At 60.7% G+C, this 4535-nt stretch carries 6 protein-coding genes; all 6 read left to right on the top strand.

The annotated features are described in order from the left end of the window. On the top strand, positions 1-974 hold a 974-nt coding region (locus tag H5U38_00105; GenBank protein ID MBC7185413.1), incomplete at its 5' end, for a thermonuclease family protein. Then, positions 971-1567, top strand: coding sequence for an MjaI family restriction endonuclease (locus tag H5U38_00100; protein MBC7185412.1), 597 nt, complete (start codon positions 971-973; stop codon positions 1565-1567). The genes H5U38_00105 and H5U38_00100, both read left to right, overlap by 4 nt. A 92-nt stretch (positions 1568-1659) precedes the next feature. Next, the gene (locus H5U38_00095; protein ID MBC7185411.1) at positions 1660-2139 is read left to right on the top strand and encodes a hypothetical protein; all 480 of its coding nucleotides are present in this window, start codon (positions 1660-1662) and stop codon (positions 2137-2139) included. Between the two features lie 99 nt (positions 2140-2238). After that, positions 2239-2760 carry a LytR C-terminal domain-containing protein gene (locus tag H5U38_00090; GenBank protein ID MBC7185410.1) on the top strand — a complete coding sequence of 174 codons (522 nt, stop codon included), beginning with the start codon at positions 2239-2241 and terminating at the stop codon, positions 2758-2760. 37 nt (positions 2761-2797) lie between these two features. After that, positions 2798-4123, top strand: coding sequence for a hypothetical protein (locus H5U38_00085; protein ID MBC7185409.1), 1326 nt, complete (start codon positions 2798-2800; stop codon positions 4121-4123). A gap of 187 nt (positions 4124-4310) precedes the next feature. After that, on the top strand, positions 4311-4535 hold a 225-nt coding region (locus H5U38_00080), incomplete at its 3' end, for an S-methyl-5-thioribose-1-phosphate isomerase (GenBank protein MBC7185408.1).

Raw genomic sequence — 4535 nt, 5'->3', positions numbered from 1 at the left:
AGAAGGTGACGACCACTAACACCACGGGCGGCGCCACCGTGATGGGCTCCTTCCCCTACCCGCGGAATGGGATCCTGAAGATCGATTATGAGTTCATTCTTATCTTCAAGAAACTCGGGGAGGCGCCAAAGGTGAGCCGGGAGATTCGCGAGCTCTCTAAGCTCAGCACCGAGGAGTGGAACTCTTACTTTGCCGGTCACTGGACCTTCGGGGGCGAGAAGCAGGACAAACATCTGGCGATGTTCCCTGTTGAGCTGCCCAAGAGGTTGATTCGCATGTTCTCTTTTGTGGGGGACACCGTCCTTGACCCTTTCTTGGGCAGTGGCACGACGTCGCTGGCAGCAAAGGAGTTGGGGCGAAATTCCGTTGGCTATGAAATCAACCCGAGGTTTATGGCGATCATCAGGGAGAAGCTGGGTGTGGGGCGGGGCGACCTTTTCGGCGAGACCACGTACGAATTTGTAAACCAGGAGGCGCCTCCAAGAAGTTTTTCCGAGCTGATAGCGAGATTGCCCTACAAATTCTCCGACCCGCACCGACTCGACAAGAGAGTCGACCCGCGTAAGCTAAAATTCGGCTCACGCGTCGAGGACGGGGACACGGGGGCGCGCAGCGAGCTGTTTGCCGTCAAGGAGGTCCTCTCTCCAGAAAGACTGCAGCTCGACAATGGACTGTGCGTGCGCCTCTTAGGGGTTGTGGAGAATACTGCATGTCGGGTCGCGGCAATGGAGTTTCTCCGGCAGAAGACCAGGGGAACGAAGGTCTTCTTGCGTTTTGACAAGGAGAAACACGACGAGCGAGGGGACTTGCTTGCGTATGTGTACTTGAAGAACAAGACGTTTCTCAACGGGCACCTGGTCCGGACGGGTTTAGTCGCGGTTGATACAAGCAGGGAGTTCCGGCTTCGGAGGCACTTGTTGCAATTACACAGGCAGGGCAGCCTCTCTGGAACGCAGGCGAGACAGGGCGGATGAAGACGCTGATCACCTTCGCAGAACTACGCGATTTGCTCGCGGCTCCTCCGCCTGACTTGCCGACGTATGTGGCCCCGCTTCTCAATCTGGCCAATCGATACGCGGGTGCGACCAGGCCCCGTGTTGTCGGGCAGATGTCGACTCTGATCCAGGAATTTGAAGGGCACACATTCGAGGAACGGGCCTCTTGGTACCAAGCAAGGTTTCCAAACGCAATCGAGGACGCATGCCGACTCATCCGGGAAAAACTCTTTCAGTTCAAGGGCGTCCTAGAGGGTATCACCGACGAGATGATCAGGAAATGGGTCGAGGACCTCATCCTGGCGAAGACATTCGTGGGGTTGAAGTACCAGGAAGCCATTTTGAAAAAGGTGGCGGAAGTGACGGGGTTGGCCTATCGTCTGGCTACGCCAGCCGAGGAAGCACGCGGCGTCGATGGCGTCGTTGGGGAAACGGAGGTTTCCATCAAGCCTAGTTCGTGGCCCACGCAGGTGCTGCAACGCGAAGACCTGGGTGGTGTGCTCATTACCTACGAAAAAAAGGGAGACGGAGTAGAAATAGAATTCGACCCCGGACAGTTCCGATGCCAATGAGAGGACTGAGTGATGTGGGCGTCCGCGTTGGCCGTCTGATCTAGGAAGTGACCGGTCGGCCATGCGACCATTAAGGAACAGGAGGTGATGCAATGATGCGGCGATGCGGAGTAGTGCTCATCTGGTGCCTTTTGGTGGGTGCCGCCACTGCCCAGCTCAGGCAGCAGAGCCAGCCGCTCGATTTAGCTAAGGAGCTGCGTACGCCGGCAACGCCGCGGTTTGGCGGACTGTTGGGCCTTGATCCCTCGCGGCTGCATCTATCGCACTCCTACACGTTGAGCTATTTCTCTTTGGGCGGACAGAGCTTCGCACAGGGGGTGTACCTAAACACGATCGAGTATGCGGTGTCGCAGCCGCTGCAGGTGCGACTGCAATGGGGCATGGCGCATTCCCCGCTGCAGAACTTCGGCGTTGGCTCTGTCCTGGCCAATGGGCCTTTTGTGTCTGCGGCGGAAATCCAATACCGGCCGTCGAGCAAGTTCTCGCTGGGAGTGCAGTACCGGGCGCTGCCCGCGTACTGGCTCTCTCGCCCGGCGGGTCTTCACCAAGAGGGCTGGCAAGAAAACCCGTAGGCCCAAGCAGGCCGGGCTCGGGGATGCGAGGGACGTGCATCATCCACTGCAGGCAAGACGGTGTGGAGGTTGGCGAACGAGTTCCAGGGAGGAAGGACGGTGCAGAGGCCAAGATCGTTCAGCAAGGGGCGAGTGGCTCCGCGGCAGGTGCGGGGCTCTGGGAGCAGAGGGTCCTCGGCCATGGTCAAGTGGGTTTGTGTGGGCGTGGTCGCGGTCAACGTCGTGCTGACCGGCTTTTTCGTCATGAGCCGCATTCCTCGTGCTAAGACTCCGCCGAATGTAGTGTCCAATCCTGCCGAGAAGCCGCCGGAGGAGGAACGCATCACCGTCATGGTTCTAAACGGCTGCGGAGTGAACGGCATCGCCCAGCAGACGCGCCGGTTCCTCGAGGACCACAGATTCAACGTGGTGGGTCATGAGAACCATAGCAATTTCAACGTGCAACGCACGGTGGTTGTCGACCACTTCTCCGTCAAGAAGGAGAGCGCGCGTAAGGTGGCGTCGGTGCTGGGGCTCGGCGAAGAGGCGGTAGTGCCAAAACTGGACCCCAAGTCCACCTTCCAGGTCAGCGTCATACTGGGGCGAGACTACCTGCGTCTCACTCCATTCCGTCAGCAGTGAAAGCCACCTCCCGCGCTGGTGGCTTCCGAGGAGACGAATGCCTGCGTTTTTGGGCCTACTGTACAACTTTATTGCCATACCGCTGCTAATGTTCGCGGTTGGGGTTGGCACGCTGGTGAACAAGAAGGTGCGGCGCGCCGTACTCGGGCGCCGCGCTCTTTTTGTGCAGCTGCGGAAGAAGATGGCGTTGCTGGATCCCAGTGCCCCGCGGCTGTGGATCCACGCTTGCTCCATGGGTGAATTCGAGCAGGCTCGGCCGTTGATAGCAGCGCTCCGGCAGCGCATCCCGAACGTCGCCGTCGTGCTCAGTGTGACCTCGCCCTCGGTGCGCGACCACATCGCGGAAGGCACTGAAAGCGACGTGGTCACCTACCTGCCCCTGGATACCCTCCACGGGGCAAGGCGATTTGTCCGCGTAGTGCGGCCACACATTGGCGTGGTAGTGCGCCATGACATCTGGCCGAATCACATCGCCGCGCTCAAGCGATCAGGTGCGCCGGCCGTCCTGATTGACGCAAGCCTGTCGGCGAAGATTTCCCCGGGGCGCTGGCGTGGCCGGCTGGTGGGCCGACTCCTGTACAGCAGCTTTGACTACATCTTGGCCACCTCCGCGCAGGAAGTCGAGCGGCTGCGCGCCGCAGCCGGTGCGGGACCCACCATCATGGCGGTCGGCGACACCCGCTACGACCAGGTCAAGCGCCGCTCCATGGAGAACGACAAGGTGCGGGACCTGCAGCAATATTTCGGCGCCGCGGCGCAGCCGATCTTCCTGGCGGGGAGCACCTGGCCAGCCGATGAACGACATCTGCTGCCCGCCCTGCGGTCGTTGCGTGACGAACTTGACGGGCTGCGCGCGATCTTCGTCCCCCACGAGCCGAAAGATGAGCACCTCGAGGAGCTGGAGCGCCAGTTAGCCGCACAAGGCCTGACCAGCTTGCGGCTCAGTGCCTGGCGGCAGGGGGCAAAGGCAGATGGTAGCGTGTTGGTGGTGGACGAAGTGGGCATCTTAGCCAATCTCTACTCCGTGGCCGATGTGGCCTATGTGGGTGGCGGGTTCACCACGGGGGTGCACAGTGTCTTAGAGCCGGCGGTGTACGGCATCCCCGTTCTCTTTGGCCCGCACCACCTGAACAGCAACGAGGCCTTGGACCTGGTACGGCGCGGGGGCGGCTTTGCCGTGAACAACGCCGAGGAGATCGAAGAGTGCCTCAACCACCTCCTGCGGGACGGCAAGGCGCGAGAGGCCGCCGGGAGGCAGGCACGGGCCATGGTGGAAGAACGCATGGGGGCGAGTGCCCGCATCGTCGAATTGTTGGAGAAGATTCTCAGGGAACAGAAGGCGCGCGGTCGGTTGGCGCGCTGAGGCAGGAGCAAAACCGGCGGACGAGCGCAATGGGCGTGGCGGCCGTGTTTTCTTCGGGCTGGTGGTCACACGCCCGCTCTTGGGGAAGAGTGAGCCCCGGTGATGAAGTTTTCTGGGAATGATGCATACTGACGAGACGCCGTGCCCAGGCCCGGGGTGCCAAGAGGCCGGCAGACGAGGAGAGACCATGAATGTGAAAGCGCTTGAGTGGGTTGATGGTAAGCTACGCATCATTGATCAGACAAAGTTGCCTGGCGAGCTTGTTTACCTTGATTTGGATACCTATGAAGCGGTGGCAGAGGCGATCGAGCATCTGCGCATTCGGGGTGCTCCGGCCATTGGCGTGGCAGCTGCCTTCGGAGTGGTGCTTGCCGCGCAGAAGGTGCCGGGCTCGGAACGGGCGCGCTTTTTC

Source organism: Calditrichota bacterium, from assembly GCA_014359355.1.
In the GTDB taxonomy this organism is placed as follows: Bacteria; Zhuqueibacterota; Zhuqueibacteria; order JANLFK01; family Oleimicrobiaceae; genus Oleimicrobium.
This window is presented reverse-complemented; position numbering and strand designations above follow the sequence as displayed.

Coding starts and splice junctions, on each gene's coding strand:
- H5U38_00100 (MBC7185412.1), top strand. CDS start 971: ATGAAGACGCTGATCACCTTCGCAGAACTACGCGATTTGCTCGCGGCT.
- H5U38_00095 (MBC7185411.1), top strand. CDS start 1,660: ATGATGCGGCGATGCGGAGTAGTGCTCATCTGGTGCCTTTTGGTGGGT.
- H5U38_00085 (MBC7185409.1), top strand. CDS start 2,798: ATGCCTGCGTTTTTGGGCCTACTGTACAACTTTATTGCCATACCGCTG.